This window comes from Azonexus caeni, from assembly GCF_048146105.1.
GTDB classification, from domain to species: domain Bacteria; phylum Pseudomonadota; class Gammaproteobacteria; order Burkholderiales; family Rhodocyclaceae; genus Azonexus; species Azonexus aromaticus_B.
On record NZ_JBKJAD010000013.1, the window covers coordinates 1 to 16,206 of the forward strand.

The window sequence follows — 16,206 nt, forward strand, 5'->3', positions numbered from 1 at the left end:
GTTCTGCCCGGCGGCGGCCTGGCGCACCGTGCTGTCGCCGGCGAAGCGGCGGTAGGCGGCTTCCCAGGCGGCCAGGCGCAGATCGGCATGGCGGCGGGCGGCGGCGCCGTCGGTGTAGCGGTAGGGGAGCGACGCGTCATGCACTTCCATGCGCGGCACTTCGCCATTGTCCTGGGTCGATTCGACTTCGGCGCCGGTGGCGAGCAGCGTCTTGTAGTCCCAGCCGGCGATGGTGACGGCGTTGGGCAGGGCGTTGCGGATTTCCTGCCAGGTCTGGACGGTGTCGCTCGCCTCGGTCGCGTTGTTGCGATGAAAACGCAGGACGGGCTGCGCCAGCTCGGGCAGTTCGGTCTCGCGGTCGAAGATTTCCAGGCGGTGACGGGCGTGCGTGGCTTCGTCGCCGGCCACCGCGTTCTGGTCGTGGCTGAAGCGGAAGGACAGGCCTTCCTCGGCGAGCAGGCGGCGGCAGTAGTCGAGGTCGGATTCGCGGTACTGGATGGACAGGCTGTAGCGGCGCAGTTCCTGGGTGACGCCCTGCGCCCAGTTGGCCTGCGGGTGATCGGCGAAGAGCTGGCCGAGGATCTCGAGCACCGTCTTGTCCTGGAACACGTAGCTGTCGCGACGCTCGCGCAGCAGGGCGAGCCAGGGCTCCATGATCAGCCGGTAGCGGGCGAAACCGCCGTCGGCGCCGAGTTGCAGCGATTCGGTGACGTAGCCGTGCCAGGCGCGCTTGCTGCCGTCGGCCTGCAGCAGGCGCAGGGTGATTTCCTCGCCGGTCAGCGCCAGCAGGTCGAGGCCGGCGCTGGTGGAAATGCAGTCGATCTCGAAGCGGAACAGCGCGTTGACCGCTTCCCGCCCGGAGAAACGCTCGACGACCAGCGCCGCTTCCGGCAGTGCCGTGGTGATCTCCAGCAGTCGGGCGTGTTGCGAGAGAAAGGCGGCAAACGGCGACGGGAGGGACATCGGGCTGGGGGGCATGACGAGGGAATGGCGATTGCATCATGACAACGTCACCGTGGTCAATAGAGGTTCTGCATTGATATCTGATGCGTAATATCGCCAGTGGGCGGTCATCGAGGCGTAGTCGAAACGGCTTGTGCTGCAACGCGGTATCATCCGCAAGTTTTCCAGCCCGGGCAGGTTCGGCATGATCGACAGGCAGACTCAGTTTGTATCCCGTTTGGCAGGTTGCCGGCGCGTCGGCGCGCTGGCGCTCGTCTTGCTGCTTGCCGCTTGCGGCAAGGAAGCGGCGCCGCCGCAAGCCGCCGCCAAGCCGGCCTTGAGCGTTGCCGTGGTGGCGCCGCAGACGGTCGATTGGCCGCGCACCCTGAGCGCCAACGGCGACGTCGTCGCCTGGCAGGAAGCGGTGATCGGCGCCGAGCTGTCCGGCCTGCGTATCGTCGAAGTGGCGGTCGATGTCGGTCAGACCGTGCGCAAGGGCCAGGTGCTGGCGCGTCTCGATGCGGCGACGGCGGCCAGCGAGCAGGCCGAGGCGCAGGCGGCGGTGGCCGAGCTTGAGGCCAGTGTCGCCGAGGCGCGCGGCAATGCGGCGCGGGCCAAGGAACTGCAGGCGAAAGGTTTCTACAGCCAGCAGATGAATACCCAGTACCAGACCGCTGAGCAGGCAACGGCCGCCCGCCTGGCAGCAGCACGGGCGCGGCTGGATGCGGCGGCGCTGCGGCTGGCGCGCACCGAGATCAAGGCGCCGGACGACGGCATCGTCTCGGCACGCAGCGCTGCCGTCGGTTCGCTGACGACGGCCGGCCAGGAATTGTTCCGGCTGATCCGCGGCGGCCGTCTCGAATGGCGGGCGGCGGTGCCGTCGGCCGACCTCGGGCGGATCGTCGGCGGCGGCCCGGTGCGCATCACCGGCCCGGGCGGTGCGACGGTCGACGGCAAGGTGCGCCAGGTGGCGCCGGCGGTCGATCCGGCGACCCGCAACGGCACCGTCTTCGTCGATCTGCCGGCTGCCGGCACGATTCGCGCCGGCATGTTCGCGCGCGGCGAGTTCGAACTCGGCAAGGCGCCGGCGCTCAGCGTGCCGCAGGCGGCGGTGGTGCTGCGCGAGGGTTTCGCCTACGTCTTCACGCTGCAGGGCGCCGACCGCGTCGCCCAGACCAAGGTCGGCCTCGGCCGCCGCCAGGGCGAACGGGTCGAGATCGTCGATGGCCTGCCGGCGGCGGCGCGCATCGTCGCCAGCGGCGCCGGCTTCCTGGCCGATGGTGATCTGGTGCAGGTGCTGGCCGCGGGTGGCGGTCAATGAACGTTTCCGCCTGGTCGATCCGCAACCCGATCCCGGCGATCCTGCTCTTCCTGCTGCTGACGCTGGCCGGGCTGGTCGCTTTCAAGGCCATGAAGGTGCAGCAGTTCATGGACGTAGACCTGCCGACGGTGACGGTCAGCGCCAGCCTGCCCGGCGCCGCGCCGGCGCAGATGGAAACCGAGGTGGCGCGCAAGATCGAGAATTCGGTGGCGACGCTGCAGGGCGTCAAGCACATCTATACCAAGGTGCAGGACGGGACGGCGACGATCACCGTCGAGTTCCGCCTGGAAAAGCCCACCCAGGAGGCGGTCGACGACGTGCGCGACGCGCTGTCGCGGATCCGCTCCGACCTCCCGGGCGACCTCAAGGATCCGGTGGTGAGCAAGGTGTCGGTGGCCGGTGCGCCGATCCTGACCTATACCGTCGCCTCGTCGCGGATGGACGAGGAGGCGCTCTCCTGGTTCGTCGACAACACCGTCGCCAAGGCCATCCTCAGCGCCCGCGGCGTCGGCGCCGTGGCCCGCGTCGGCGGCGTCAGCCGCGAACTGCGTGTCGAACTCGACCCGGCCCGCCTGCTCGCGCTCGGCGCCTCGGCCGCCGACATCTCCCGGCAGCTGCGGCAGATCCAGCAGGAAGCCTCGGGCGGGCGCAGCGACATCGGCGGCGTCGAACAGTCGGTGCGCACCATCGGCACCGTGCGCTCGGCGGCGGAACTGGCAGCGATCGACATCCTCCTCGGCGACGGCCGTCATGTCCGGCTCGACCAGATCGCCACGGTCAGCGACGACATCGCCGAACGGCGCAGCGCGGCGCTGCTCAACGGCAAGCCGGTGGTCGGGTTCGAAATCTCGCGCAGCAAGGGCGCCGGCGAAGTCGAGGTGGCGGACTCGGTGGCCGTCGTCCTCGCCCGCCTGCGTGCCGAACACCCGGACATCGAGATCACCGAGGCCTTCAACTTCGTCGACCCGGTGATCGAGAACTACGAAGGTTCGATGTGGCTGCTGATCGAAGGCGCCATCCTCGCCGTCATCGTCGTCTGGCTGTTCCTGCGCGACGGCCGCGCCACCTTCGTCGCCGCCACCGCGCTGCCGCTGTCGATCATTCCGACCTTCGCCGCGATGTACCTGATGGGCTTCACGATCAACGTCGTCAGCCTGCTCTCGCTGTCGCTGGTGGTCGGCATCCTGGTCGACGACGCCATCGTCGAGATCGAGAACATCATGCGCCACCTGGCGATGGGCAAGACGCCTTACCAGGCAGCCATGGAAGCAGCCGACGAGATCGGCCTGGCGGTCATCGCCACCACCTTCACGCTGATCGCGGTGTTCCTGCCGACCGCCTTCATGAGCGGCGTCGCCGGCAAGTTCTTCATCGAGTTCGGGTGGACGGCGGCGATCGCCGTCTTTTTCTCGCTGGTCGTCGCCCGCATGCTGACACCGATGATGGCCGCCTACCTGCTGCGCCCCACTACCGCCCATGCCGAGCCGCGCTGGCTGCGCATCTATGCGGGCTGGGCCGGCTGGTGCCTGCGCCACCGCGTGCTGACGCTGGTCGCCGCCGGCGCCTTCTTCTTCGGCTCCTTCGCGCTGGTGCCGCTGCTGCCGACCGGTTTCCTGCCGCCGGACGACCTGTCGCAGACCCAGGTTCATGTCGAGCTGCCGCCCGGCGCCCGCTTCGCCGAGACGCTGGCGGTGGCCGAGCAGGCGCGGCAGGTGGTGGCCGCCCATCCGCAGGTCCGCCTGGTCTATACCGCGCTCGGCGGCGGTGCCGCCGGCAAGGACCCGTTCATGCCGGGCGGCGCCGCCGAGGTGCGCAAGGCGACGCTGACCGTGAACATGACGCCGCGCGGCGAGCGTTCGGGGATCAGCAAGCAGCAGATCGAGGGCGAACTACGCCAGGCGCTGGCGGCGGTGCCGGGGGCGCGGATCAAGGTCGGCCTCGCCTCGGCCAACGAGAAGTACGTCATCGTCCTGGCCGGCGAGGACGGCGAACTGCTGGCCAGCCACGCCCGCCAGGTCGAGCGCGAGTTGCGCGGCATACCCGGCATCGGCAGCGTCACCACGACGGCCAGCCTGACCCGGCCGGAACTGGTGATCCGCCCCGACTTCGCGCGCATGGCCGACCTCGGCGTGACCTCGGCGGCGATCGCCGATACCCTGCGCATCGCCACCGCTGGCGACTACGACCAGGGGCTGGCCAAGCTCAACCTGCAGCAGCGCCAGGTGCCGATCGTCGTCAAGCTGCCGCCCGCCGCCCGCGCCGACCTCGACCTGCTGCGCCAGCTCACCGTGCCCGGCCGCCACGGCCCGGTGCTGCTGGCCAATGTCGCCAGCGTGGACATCGCCGGCGGACCGGCCGAGATCGACCGCTACGACCGCCTGCGCAACATCAACTTCGAGGTCGAACTGAACGGCCGTGCGCTCGGCGACGTCGAAAAGGCGGCGCTCGCCTTGCCCAGCCTGCAGCAACTGCCGCCTGGCATCATCCAGTCGACGATCGGCGACGCCGAGGCGATGGGCGAGCTGTTCGCCAGCTTCGGCCTGGCGATGGCCACCGGCGTGCTCTGCATCTACATCGTGCTGGTCCTGCTGTTCAAGGATTTCGTGCAGCCGGTGACCATCCTGGCAGCGCTGGTGCTGTCGGTGCCGGGCGCCTTCCTGGCGCTGTTCATCGCCCAGAAGGCGCTGTCGATGCCGTCGATGATCGGCCTCATCATGCTGATGGGGATCGCCACCAAGAACTCGATCCTGCTCATCGACTACGTCATCCTCGCCCGCCGCGAGCACGGGCTCGACCGCTGGCACGCGCTGCTCGACGCCTGCCGCAAGCGGGCGCGGCCGATCGTCATGACGACCATCGCGATGGGCGCCGGCATGCTGCCGATTGCCCTCGGCATCGGCGCCGATCCCAGTTTCCGGGCACCGATGGCGATCGTCGTCATCGGCGGCCTGATCACTTCGACCTTCCTCAGCCTGCTGGTGATCCCGGTCGTCTTCACCTATGTGGACGACGCCATCGCCTGGCTCGGTCGTCGCCGCGCACAACCAGCTTCGGGAGGGACGGCATGAACGTTCATGTTTCGATCCTGTTCGCCTCGGCGATCCTCCTTGTGGCCTTTGCCATCGAACGCGCCGGCCGGCACTACCGGATTCCGCCGGTGATCCTGCTGATCGCTGCCGGCATGCTGACCAAGCCGCTGCTGCACGTCGCCGGCTGGACGCTGGCCGGCCTCGACATGGTGGTGCCGATCATCGGCACCATCGGCCTGGTGCTGATCGTCCTCGAAGGCTCGCTCGACATCTCGCTGTCGCGCGAACGCCTGTACTCGGCGCGGGCGGCGATGTGGATGGCCTGGCTCGGCTTCCTCGCCTGCTTCGTCGTCCTGACGCCACTGATCGAGCTCTACTTCGCCTTCGGTTACTTCAAGGCGGCGGTGATCGCCGTCCCTTTCGCGCTGATCTCCAGCGCTGTCGCCATCCCCAACAGCCAGTTCCTGCCGGCGCACGGGCGCGAATTCGTCGTCTATGAAAGCGCGCTATCCGACATCATCGGCGTCATCGTCTTCTTCGCCCTGGTCCATTCCGACGGCTCCTTCCTTGGCATTGTTCAGGGATTGCTCGGCGGCGGCCTGGTGTCGCTGGTGCTTTCGGTGATCTGTGCCATCGGCCTGGCCCTGATCCTGATGCACAGCCGCGGGCCGATCCGCTTCCTGCCGCTGCTCGCCGGCCTGCTCGGCCTCTACGCGGCGGGCAAGCTGCTCTACCTGTCGCCGCTGATCATGGTCCTGCTGTTCGGCCTGACCATCAACAATCCGCTGTTGATCACCCGGGTGCCGTTGTTCGAGCACTGGATGAGCGACCACTACGACACGACACTCAACGAATTCAAGGCGATCGCCTTCGAACTGACCTTCGCCGTGCGCGGTTTCTTCTTCATCCTGCTCGGCTACTGGACCGATCTCGGCACGCTGGCGATGCCGAAGGCCTGGTTTGGCGCGCTGGTCGTGCTGTTCATCATCTACCTGTCGCGCGCCGCGCTGCTGCGCAGCTTCGGCGGCTCCCTGGCGCCGTCGCTGCTATGGCTGGCGCCGCGCGGCCTGATCACCGTGCTGCTCTACCTCACCGCGCGCATGGTGGTGCCGGTGCCGGAATGGGTTGGCGGCAGCGTGCTGATCGTCGTCATCGTCTCCGCCCTGCTCATCCTGGTCGCCCAGCGCCGCCACGAGATGCCGCCGTTCAAGGCGCCGCTTCCCGCCGCCCCCGGAGCGCCGGCGGAAGACTCCAGGTGAGGGTGTAGAAGAGATCGACCGCGTTGTCGCTGCCGGCACGGCTGTCAGTTGGTGAATTGAGACGGAGAAATTAAACTGACCATCGATCCTTCACTTGGCAAGTATTAATGTCCGTTCCTCTTTATACCTTCGGCTATGAGGGCCTTGATATCGACGCTTTCATCAGTCGGCTGCAAGTGGTTGGGGTCAAGACCATTGTCGATGTTCGTGAATTGCCGTTGTCGAGGAAAAAAGGCTTCTCCAAAACCGCGCTGGCAGAGAGCCTGAAACGTCATGGGATTGCGTATTTCCACGCACCTGCGCTGGGATGTCCCAAGCAGATCCGTAACCGTTATCGGATGGATGGCGACTGGCAGACCTATGCTCGAGATTTTCAGCGCTATCTTGCCACTCAGGACAACATGGTCAGCCAACTGGCAGGAATGGCCCGTAGTTCAATCGTATGCCTGATCTGTTTCGAAGCTGATTTCAACTTCTGTCATCGCAGCTATGTCGCCCGTGCGGCGATGCGCCTTGGCAGCGGGCTATCGGTCAGTCACCTGACCGCTAAAACAGTTCTCCCTGACCAGCCTGTGCGGCTAGTGGCTTAGGCGGATAGATCACGCCGACGATCAGCCATTGCTTCGGAAAGCGATGAATTGTTCCCATCAGAAAAAGCAGGTCCTTGGTCGAGAATTCGACAAGGTACTTTTGCCGGAACAGCTTTTGCCAGTCCTGCTTACGATGAACATTCCAGAACAGCGCGCCGGCTTCCCAGTCGACGAGCTTGTGTTTGTGCGTCGTGACGATGCCATCGGATTCGCAGGCATAGACGTAATGGAAGTCGAACGGTAATTTTTTGAGCAACTTCAGCGATTTCTGTTCGTCATGCTGATCGAAAAGCGACCCTTGGGTCTGCGCTTGCATCAGTTTTGCTTTTTCTTCTGGCGTCCATTCGGGGGTGTCGGCGCTCGTGATTAGCAAGTCGATCAGACGTTGCGGGCGTAGCAAGCCAAGGGAGATTCCCCTTGTCTCCCGGGCCGCATCAAGTGCAGCGAAACTGGTGAAAATTTGGAGCGGGGCAATGGCCTGCCGTCTTTCGCCCCATTCGTTGCGGGGCGACAAGGGTTCGCCGAGAAGTTCGATGGTGTCGACGGAAATGCGGTGGCTTTCCGGACGATTATCTTCCCTGGTCTTGCGGACCCTGGCGGTGATCCACTGCCATTTCCTGAATTGCTGCTCGTCGCTGACCAGTCGAAAAGGAACAGGGAACAGCCGGATCAGTTTTCCCGTATGTTCCATGCCTGCCACACAGGATGTCTCGACGTAGCTTGCGCTGGGCGAAGGGTAGGTCTTGCACAGAATCAGGACTGTTTTACGCTCGGCAAGCATGGCTGATCGCGGAAGCAGCAAGATGGGAGTTTTGAATTATGCCATCGGGCTAATTTTGCTTGGTGCGGTTTTCAACCCGGCGCCGCCACGACCTGGCGCTCAGGGCGCCGCTTCCCGCCGCCCCCGGCGCGCCGGCGGAAGACCCCAGGTGAGGGTGTAGAAGATATCGACGGCGTTGTCGCTACCGGCGCGGCCGATCAGCGTGATGTCGCGGGTCAGCGCCACCGACAGGCGGACCAGGCTGTCGGCGGTGCCCAGCGACTGCTCGTAGCCGAGCGTCGCCTTCTCGGTCAGGCGCTTGCCGATGCTGAGAATCTGCTGGCCGGTGCTGCCGCTGGTGTCCACGCTGCCGCCGGCGATCCGGCTGCCGGCCTGGCGGCCGCTGCCGTCGAGGCTGCCCTGGCGGACGCCGAACTCGTCGATGCCGAAGCTGCGCTTGATCTGCTGCACCAGTTTGCCTGAATCGTTGCCGAGCAGGCCGGCGGCGGCCGAGAGCAGGACGCTGGCGTCGCCGCTGCCGGTGCCTTCCGGGCCGTGGCCGAGGATCAGCCAGGAGAGCTTTTCGGCGTCCGGCAGTTCGGGGTCGGAGACCAGGCGCAGCACCGGTTTCTGCGCCGTGCCGGAAATCTGCACGCCGGCTTCGACGGCCAGCCCCTTGCGCACCGCGCGCACGTCGAGCGCCGGGTTCTCCGGCAGGCCCTGGAAGCGCAGTTCGCCGCGCTCGATCTCAAGTTGCTGGCCGTAGGCGTCGAAACGGCCGTCGCGGGTGCGGATGGTGCCGCTGGCGCGCGGCAGGTCGCGGCCGCTGGCGGTCAGGCGCAGGCTGCCGGCCAGCCGGGTGGACAGCCCGCTGCCGTCGAACAGGAAGTGGCGGCCGAGGCTGATTTCCAGGTCGAGGTCGAGACGCGGCCGGCTGCCGGTGGCGGCTTTCTGCCCCGGGCGCTGGACGATGACGTCGTCCGACAGGCGCGGCGCGCCGGCCGGCGCCATCTGCCACCAGGCGGCATCGACGGCAAGCTGGCCGCGCAGGCCGAGCGCCGCCTGCTGCCAGCTCAGCTTGCCCTGGCCGGAAAGGTTCAGCCACTGGTCCGGACGCTGGCGGACGCCGACGCGCTCCAGATTGACGTCGAGATTGGCCTGGCCGTCGCTGCTCGCCGGGTCGATGGCGATGCTGCCGGTGACTTCCAGCTTGCCCGGCGCGCTCTGGGCCGCCGCCGCGTCGCCCAGGCGCTGGCGCAGCGGGCGCGGCAGCGGCTGGTGCGGGCTGACGAAAACGAAGCGGCGCAGTTGCAGGCGGTTGTCGGCGATGTCGGCGGCGAGTTCGCCCTGTTCGAGGCGCATGCCGCTCTCGCTATCGCTCACCGCCAGCCGGCTGCCGTGCACCGTGCCCGAGAGTTGCGGCTTGGCCGGCGTGCCGGCCAGGCGCAGCGTTGCCGTCAGTTCGCCGGCGCTGCGCCACTGCTCGCCGAGCAGTTCGCCGAGCCAGGCGAGGTCGTTGACGGCGGCCTCGAAGCGGCCCTGCCAGGGGCGGTCGGTGGCAAGCTGCCAGGGGCTGACGAGCATCGCCTCGAGCTGGGCGTCGACCTTGCCGACGCGGCTGCCGCTGGCCTGCAGTTCGCCTTTCAGCCGGCTACCGTCGGCGCTGGCGCTGAGCGTCGCCTGCCAGTCGAGGGGGGCGCCGGCCAGGCGCAGCGGACCGAGCGACCAGGCGTCGCCGGAGAGTTGCACGGCGGCCGGGGCGAGCAGGCGCAGGTTGCGCGCCGCTTCCCCGGCGGCCAGCGTCAGCTTGTCGAGCTGGCCCTGCCAGCGCTTGTCGCCGAGGCCGCCGCTGGCTGCCAGTTGCAGGCGTTCGCCGCCGGCCAGGCGGCTGGTCAGGCGTAGCCGGTGGCTGCGCCGGCTGCCGTCGACGTCGAGTTGCAGGGCTTGCGCCCAGGTCGCGGCGTGGCCGTCGCCGATTGCGTCAAGGCCGAGCCGGATCTTCAGCGGCGCTTCGTCGGCGGCGCCGAGCTGGCCGTCGAGCTTGAGGCCGTGCAGGCGGAAGCTGCCCGGCAGACCGAGCGTCGCCGCCTGCAGGCTGGCGCTCAGGCTGGGCCGGTCGAGCGTGCCGCCGAGTTCGAGGCGGCCGGCGATGCCGCCTTCGCCGCCGAGCGCGGCGAGCTGCGGGGCGTCGATGACGACGTTCAGGCGGTCGTCGGCGCGGCCGAAGGCGCCGTTCGCCTGCAGCCGGTTGCCGGCCAGCGCCAGTTGCAGGTCGACGTTGCTGAGCAGCGGCCAGGCCAGGCGCAGCTTGCCCTGGCCGCTCACCGGCTGGTCGCGGAAGCGGCTGTCGCGCAGCGCGAATTCGCCGTCCACCACTGGTTTGGAGCCGAGGCGGCCGCTCGCCTGCAGCGTCGCGTTCAGCGTCGCCGCCGGCAGCGCGGCGAAACGCGCCGGGTCGAAACGGTCGAGGCGGGCGTCGGCGCGAAAGCTGAGGTCGCCGGTGTGCAGCTCGCCGCTTGCCTGCAAGCGGGCGTCGCCGGCCGCCAGTTCGAGTTGTTCGACGCGCACCGTCGCCGCCGCGTGCTCGACCGCGGCGCGCAGGCGAAAGCGCGGGTCGGCCAGGTCGACGCGGACCTGCTGGGCGTTGGCGCCCAGTTCGGCCTTGATCGTCCCGGCCAGCCGGGTCGGCCGCAATGCGGCGAGCAGGCGGCCGGCGTCGAGGCGGCTGGCGCTCAGTTCGAGCTGCAGGCTGCCGTCCTGTTCGCCCTGCCAGTCGCCGCGCCCTTGCAGTTCGCCGCCGCCAGCGAGCGTCAGGCGCAGTGCCGGCAGTTGCAGGCGGCCGGCCTGCCAGCTGGCGTCGCCGGCCAGCTCGGTGAACGGCAGTGCCTGGCGGTCGAGCGGCCCGGGGCGGGCGTTGCTGAGCTGGAAGCGGGCGCTCACCCCGTCGTCGGTCGGCGCGATATCGATGCGGGCGGCGAGTCGGGCGCTGGGTAGCGAGGCCTGCCAGGCGGCCGGGTCGATCTCCTTGAGGTCGACGTGGGCGCTGGCGAAAGGCTGTTCGGCGAACGGCGTCAGCAGCGCTTCGCCGGCGCCGGCGATGCCGCTTTTCGCCTGCAGGCGCAGCGGCAGTTGGGCGAGCGGGCCGGCGGCGTGAAGGTCGAGGGCGAGCGGGCGCTCGGCCAGTTGGCCGTGCACGGCGAGGTCGGCGCGCAGGGGGAAGGGGGCGAGGCCGTCGATTTCGCCGTCGCCGGCGATGACGACGTCGCCGCTACGCAGGCTGAGCGCGCTCAGGCGATGCTGGCGGCCGTCGCTGGCCAGGCGGGCGCGCAGCTCGCTGGCCAGGGCGCTGCCGTTGTAGTGCACGGCAGCGATTTCCAGCCGGTCGACGGCAAGCGCCAGCGGCAGGCGCAGGTCGGCGGGCGCTGGCGTCGGCGTCTGCTGTGCCGGGCTGTCGATGCGCAGTTCGCCGATTGTCAGCGCGTCGATCTGCAGCCGGCCGTCGCTCAGCGCAGCTGGCGTCCAGGCGAGTTGCAGTTGGCCGATGGTGATGTGTTGCTCGCCGTCCAGCCATTGCACTTCGGCGATCTGTAGCGGGCCGGCGAGGCGGCCGTCGACGCCGGCGAACTGCAGGCGACCGCCGCTGGCCGTGCTGGCGAGGCCGGTCAGCGTGCGCAGGCCGCTGCCGGTGCCGGCCAGCCAGGCGAGACCGGCCAGTGGCAGGGCAATAAGCAAGGCGAGGGCGGCAAGGCGGCGTTTCATGATCAGAACGGGATCGCCAGCGAGAAATGCAGTTGCACGGCGCGCTCGCGTTCGCCGTAGCCGAGGTCGGCGCCGATCGGCCCGGCCGGGCTGCGCCAGCGCACGCCGAGCCCGTAGCCGACGGCGAGGCGGGCGTCGGCGAGGGCATCGACGGCGTCGCCGGCGTCGATGAAGGCGGCGACGCCCCAGTCGTCGTTCAGCCAGTGCGTGTACTCGGCGCTGGCGACGGCCATGTAGCGGCCGCCGACGGTCGCCGTGCCTTCGCGGATGCCGAGGCTCTGGTAGGCGTAGCCGCGTACCGAGCCGGTGCCGCCGGTGCGGAACAGGTAATCCTGCGGCACGTGCAGGCGGCTGTCGGCGAAGGTGCGGCCAAGTTCGCCGCGTAGCGCCAGGGTGTCGCGCCTGCCGACGGGCAGGTAGTACTGGACGCGACCGTGCGTGCGCACGAAATTGGCGTCGGAAAACAGGGCGCGGGCGGCACCGCCGAGGCTCAACTGGACTACCAGGCCGGCGCGCGGGTCGAGCGGGTTGTCGACGGCGCGCCAGGTCCACGTGGCGTTGGCGACCAGCGCCCGGCTGGTGACGCTGTCGGCGCCGTCCGGCGAGCGCCGCTCGCGCTGCCAGTTGAGCGACAGCCGCTGCTCGACGCTGCCGCGCTGCTGGATGCTCTGCACGCCGAAGGCGTGACGTTCGGTGCGCAGGTCCTCGATGTCGCTGGTTTCCTGCGCGAAGCCGAAGCCGTGCCGGCGCTGGCTGGCGTCCGGCGGCAGGAAGACGTCGCCGTAGAGGGTCTGCCGCTTTTGTTCGAGGCGCAGGCCGCCGGTGAATTCCCAGGCCTGGTTGAGGAAGTTCGGCGTCTGGTAGTTGGCTTCGACGCGGGCGCCGGTGTTCGAACTGAAACCGGCGCCGAAACCGGCGCGGTGACCGGGCCGTTCGCGCAGCCGCAGGTCGACCGGGACCGTCGCGTTGCCGTCGCCGTCGATGCTGGCGGCGTCCATGTCGAGTTCGGCGCGGGCGCTGGCGAAGTAGGGCGTCGCCTGCAACTGGCTGGCGAGCAGGTGCAGGTCCTCGGCGCGGTAGGGGCGGCCGACCCGCACCTGGCGGTTGTAGCGGGCGACCAGTTCGGGTGGGAAGCGGTGCAGGCCGTCGATGCGCAGTTCGCCGTAGCGGTAGCGCGGGCCGGCGTCGTAATGGGCGCGCAGCGTCGCCCGTTGCGTCGCGGCGTCGATCGTCGCCGCGCTGTCGTCGAGGCGGGCGGCGGCGTGGTCGACGGCGAGCAGTTCGGCCAGCACCTGCTGCTTGGCGTCGTTCCAGTCGGCCTGGCGGAAGGGCTGGCCGACCGGCAGCCGCCAGCCGGCGAGCAGCGCTTCGCGGCGTGCCGGGTCGAGCGGGCCGGCGATGGCGAGGTCGACTTCGGCAATGTGGGTGCGCGGGCCGGGGTCGATCTTCAGTGTCAGCCCGTCATCGCCGTCGGCGATTTCGATCTGCGGCGTGAAATAACCTTCGGTGGCGAGGATTTCCTCGCCCAGCGCGCGTGCCCCCTGGCGCCCGGTGTGTTCGGTGAGGAAGGGCGAGATGCGGCCGGCCAGCTCGTCGGGCGCCGCAACCTGCCACTCGGCGGCGGCGGGCAGCGCGCAGCAGAGGAACAGGGCGGGCAGGCCGGCGCGGCGCCGCATCGTTCAGGCGGCGGGCGGCCGCGGCGGGCGCAGGAAGCTGCCCGGCTGGCTGCGCAGGCGGCGGCCGATGGCGCCAAGCAGCGGCCCCCAGTGGGCGAACTCGATGCGCCGGGCGCGCATCGCCGTGCGTAGCGCCAGCGCGAAGCTGACGCCGAGGTTGGTGAGGCCGATCAGGGCGACGCCGAGGACGCCGAGCAGCAGCGCCTGCCAGGCGATCGCGTAATCGAGGCCGCCCAGCGCGTAGCCGAGGTTGGCCGAGGAGAAGGCGATGTGGCGGATGTCGAGCGGCAGGCCGAGCATGGCGCCGAGCATGCCGGTCGAGCCGAGCATGCAGCCGAACAGGAAATTCCCCATGATGCCGCCCAGGCGGTCCTCGATGTAACAGCCGATGCGCTCGGCGCGGGCGCGCCCGGCGAGGGCGCGCAGCCAGCGCAGGTGGCCGATGCGGCGGCCGATGTCGGCGTAGGCGGCGCGGTTGTCGAAGTAGCCGCTGATCAGTCCGGACAGGAAGAGGTAGAAACCGGCGATGGCGGCGTGCGGGATCGCCCACGACAGCGGGTCGAGGTCGCCCAGCAGGTGGAGCGCCTTGTCCGGGCCGACCGCCTCGCCGCCGAGCAGGGTGAAGGCGAGGCCGACCAGCAGGGCGACCGGGAAAGCGACCACGACGTTGCCGAAGATCGCCGCCAACTGGCTGCGGCTGACCGCGGCGGCGACGTCGGCGACGCGTTCGAGTTCGGCGCTGCGGTTCGGTTTCAGTTCGCCGAGCAGGCCGGCCAGCGTCTGCGCGGTCATCGCCGGCTGCTTGGTGGCGACGGTGAGGCCGAGCAGGTAGATGAGCACGAAGCCGAGCCCGTAGATCATGCTGAACAGGAAAGCCTCGACGAAGGGGGGCGCGTGCAGCGTCGCCGCCTTGATCTTGAGCAGCGCCATGACGCCGATCAGGGCGCCGGCGCCGGCCGCCGAACGCCACATCTTGCGGTAGTCGGCCGGCGTGTCGCAGATGTAATGTTCGCCGGAGCGGGCGGCGTTCTCGGTGACGCGCACGGCAAGCACGCCGGACAGTTGGCCGAGGTAGTGGCGCAGGCTGTGGCGGCGGTTTTCGGCGAGGAAGACGGCGCGCGCGAAGGCCGCCCACTGGCTGATTGCCGCCTCGTGCGGCACCTGGCGCAGGCCGGCGGTGAGGATGGCGACGAGTTCCGCCAGGCGCTGCAGGCTTTGCTCGCCGCGCGTCAGCAGGTAGGAAAGGTGCAGGCTGGTGCCGATGGTGAGCGCTCGCTTGCGGATGCGCTTCAGGGTGTCCTGACACTGGTCGACGATGACCTGCAACTGGTCGCCGTTGTCGAAGCGCTCGGCGTCGCCGTCGAGACCGGCGCGGAAGGCGCTGACGAATTCCAGCGCTTCCGCCGAAAGGGCGATGAAGCGCGGCGCGTCGTCGTCGAGGTTGGGCGAGGCGCGCATCAGCTCGTCCTCGACGCCGAGGCCGCTGACGCGGTGGGCGAGGAGCAGGATGGCGTCGAGCATCTGTTCCTGGACGCCGCGCCGGTCGAGGTCGCGGAAATCCTCGGCCGGCGCCAGCACCGTCCAGAAGCGCTGCGCCAGCGGTGCCGGGATGGCTTCCAGCCAGCGCCAGTCGTCGCGCCGTTCGAAGATCAGTTGCAGGCAATCGCGCATCCGCCGTTCGTCCGGCGCCTCCGGCAGCAGTCGGTTGCCGAGGATGCGCCACCATTCGGAGAAGAAGCCGGTGCCGGGCAGGATGCCGCTGTCGGTGAAGAAGGTCAGCAGCCGGCGGCTGCCGATGAAGGTGAGGACGTGGTGACGGAAGGCGGCGGCGAGCGTGGCGTCCTGTTCGAGGCATTCGAGGAGCAGCGCGTAGCGCGCCGGTGTCCCTTCGTCGCCGGCATGCGCCGGGCGTAGCGCGGCGATCAGGCGGCGCAGCAGGCTGAGTGCGTCGGCCTGTTCGTTGCGGAAAGCCGCCAGGGTATCGAGCAGGCGCTGGTCGGAGGCGGCGGCGCGCGGACGCAGGCGACGGAGCAGTTGGGTCAGCGATTTGAGCAAAGGCAGATGGCGGGGCGACCGCAGCGTTGCAAGAATGCCATGATATCGCGTCAAGTCGGTTTATCCCGTGCTTCCCGCTTGGCGCCTTGGTGACGATTCGTAATAGAATGTCCCGCACCTCCTAACAACAACTTTTCCTCGGGAAAATCATGAACCTCGTTAAGAAATCCATCGCTGTTGCCCTGCTCGCGGGTATCGGTTTCTCGGCTGTCGCCCAGGAACGTGTCTATGTCATCGACCAGCGCGACGTCGTCGCCAAGAGCGGTTTCGGCCTCTGCTGGCGCACCGGCTACTGGACGCCGGCCGCCGCCGCCGCCGACAAGGCCGGTTGCGAATGCGACCGCGACCTGCTGCCGAAGGCCGCCTGCGAAGGCAAGCCGGTCGCGCCGGCCGCTGCTGCCGCAGCCGCCGTCGCCGGCGTCAAGCCGACTGGCGAAAAGGTCACCGTCGCCGCTGACGCGCTGTTCGACTTCAACAAGGCCGTGCTGCGTCCGGAAGGCAAGGCCAAGCTCGACGAACTGGTTGCCAAGGCCGGTCAGATCAAGCTCGAAGTGATCCTCGCCGTCGGCCACACCGACCGCATCGGCGGTGCCGCCTACAACCAGAAGCTGTCCGAGAAGCGCGCTGCCGCGGTCAAGGAATACCTGGTTGCCAAGGGTATCGAAGCCAACCGCGTCTACACCGAAGGCAAGGGCGAAACCCAGCCGGTCACCGGCGACAAGTGCGGCAAGAGCGAGAAGAAGTCGAAGTCGCTGATCGAGTGCCTGCAGGCCGATCGCCGCGTCGACATCGAAGTCATCGGCACCAAGTAATCC

General features: G+C 68.9%; 10 protein-coding genes. 5 read left to right on the top strand and 5 right to left on the bottom strand.

The window, feature by feature from the left end; all coding sequences use genetic code 11:
- Positions 1–963 (bottom strand): type VI secretion system Vgr family protein (locus ACLIIZ_RS12890; RefSeq protein ID WP_416692690.1); only part of this gene is annotated, 963 nt, incomplete at its 3' end.
- A 184-nt stretch (positions 964–1,147) separates the two neighbouring features.
- Between ACLIIZ_RS12890 and ACLIIZ_RS12895 the strand changes: the two genes are divergently transcribed.
- From ACLIIZ_RS12895 to ACLIIZ_RS12910, 4 genes are all read left to right on the top strand, one after another.
- A complete protein-coding gene (locus tag ACLIIZ_RS12895) occupies positions 1,148–2,263 on the top strand; it encodes an efflux RND transporter periplasmic adaptor subunit (protein ID WP_416692692.1) in 1,116 nt (371 codons plus the stop codon).
- On the top strand, positions 2,260–5,331 hold the full coding sequence (locus ACLIIZ_RS12900) for an efflux RND transporter permease subunit (RefSeq protein WP_416692694.1): 3,072 nt from the start codon (positions 2,260–2,262) through the stop codon (positions 5,329–5,331). The genes ACLIIZ_RS12895 and ACLIIZ_RS12900 overlap by 4 nt, the downstream gene beginning before the upstream one ends.
- Positions 5,328–6,551 (top strand): cation:proton antiporter domain-containing protein, encoded by a 1,224-nt coding sequence (locus ACLIIZ_RS12905; RefSeq protein WP_416692696.1) that lies wholly within the window; start codon positions 5,328–5,330, stop codon positions 6,549–6,551. The genes ACLIIZ_RS12900 and ACLIIZ_RS12905 overlap by 4 nt, the downstream gene beginning before the upstream one ends.
- Positions 6,552–6,658: 107 nt before the next feature.
- Positions 6,659–7,141, top strand: coding sequence for a DUF488 domain-containing protein (locus ACLIIZ_RS12910; protein ID WP_416692698.1), 483 nt, complete (start codon positions 6,659–6,661; stop codon positions 7,139–7,141).
- On the opposite strand, the gene ACLIIZ_RS12915 is transcribed toward ACLIIZ_RS12910, so the two are convergent.
- The 4 genes from ACLIIZ_RS12915 to ACLIIZ_RS12930 all read right to left on the bottom strand — a co-directional run bounded on the left by ACLIIZ_RS12915 (position 7,098) and on the right by ACLIIZ_RS12930 (position 15,445).
- Positions 7,098–7,922: a hypothetical protein gene (locus ACLIIZ_RS12915; protein ID WP_416692700.1), complete on the bottom strand. Its 825-nt coding sequence runs from the start codon at positions 7,920–7,922 to the stop codon at positions 7,098–7,100. The genes ACLIIZ_RS12910 and ACLIIZ_RS12915 overlap by 44 nt on opposite strands.
- A gap of 99 nt (positions 7,923–8,021) precedes the next feature.
- Positions 8,022–11,660 carry a translocation/assembly module TamB domain-containing protein gene (locus ACLIIZ_RS12920; protein WP_416692702.1) on the bottom strand — a complete coding sequence of 1,213 codons (3,639 nt, stop codon included), beginning with the start codon at positions 11,658–11,660 and terminating at the stop codon, positions 8,022–8,024.
- Positions 11,661–11,662: 2 nt separating this feature from the next.
- On the bottom strand, positions 11,663–13,336 hold the full coding sequence (locus ACLIIZ_RS12925) for an autotransporter assembly complex protein TamA (RefSeq protein ID WP_416692704.1): 1,674 nt from the start codon (positions 13,334–13,336) through the stop codon (positions 11,663–11,665).
- Between the two features lie 3 nt (positions 13,337–13,339).
- Positions 13,340–15,445, bottom strand: a complete 2,106-nt coding sequence (locus ACLIIZ_RS12930; protein WP_416692706.1) for a site-specific recombinase — start codon at positions 15,443–15,445, stop codon at positions 13,340–13,342.
- A gap of 95 nt (positions 15,446–15,540) precedes the next feature.
- Between ACLIIZ_RS12930 and ACLIIZ_RS12935 the strand changes: the two genes are divergently transcribed.
- A complete protein-coding gene (locus ACLIIZ_RS12935) occupies positions 15,541–16,203 on the top strand; it encodes an OmpA family protein (protein WP_416692709.1) in 663 nt (220 codons plus the stop codon).
- Positions 16,204–16,206: the final 3 nt, after the last annotated feature.

Excerpts from the sequence above, each read along its gene's own strand:
- ACLIIZ_RS12895 (WP_416692692.1), top strand. The coding sequence starts at position 1,148 with ATGATCGACAGGCAGACTCAGTTTGTATCCCGTTTGGCAGGTTGCCGG.
- ACLIIZ_RS12900 (WP_416692694.1), top strand. The coding sequence starts at position 2,260 with ATGAACGTTTCCGCCTGGTCGATCCGCAACCCGATCCCGGCGATCCTG.
- ACLIIZ_RS12905 (WP_416692696.1), top strand. The coding sequence starts at position 5,328 with ATGAACGTTCATGTTTCGATCCTGTTCGCCTCGGCGATCCTCCTTGTG.
- ACLIIZ_RS12910 (WP_416692698.1), top strand. The coding sequence starts at position 6,659 with ATGTCCGTTCCTCTTTATACCTTCGGCTATGAGGGCCTTGATATCGAC.
- ACLIIZ_RS12915 (WP_416692700.1), bottom strand. The coding sequence starts at position 7,922 with ATGCTTGCCGAGCGTAAAACAGTCCTGATTCTGTGCAAGACCTACCCT.
- ACLIIZ_RS12920 (WP_416692702.1), bottom strand. The coding sequence starts at position 11,660 with ATGAAACGCCGCCTTGCCGCCCTCGCCTTGCTTATTGCCCTGCCACTG.
- ACLIIZ_RS12925 (WP_416692704.1), bottom strand. The coding sequence starts at position 13,336 with ATGCGGCGCCGCGCCGGCCTGCCCGCCCTGTTCCTCTGCTGCGCGCTG.
- ACLIIZ_RS12935 (WP_416692709.1), top strand. The coding sequence starts at position 15,541 with ATGAACCTCGTTAAGAAATCCATCGCTGTTGCCCTGCTCGCGGGTATC.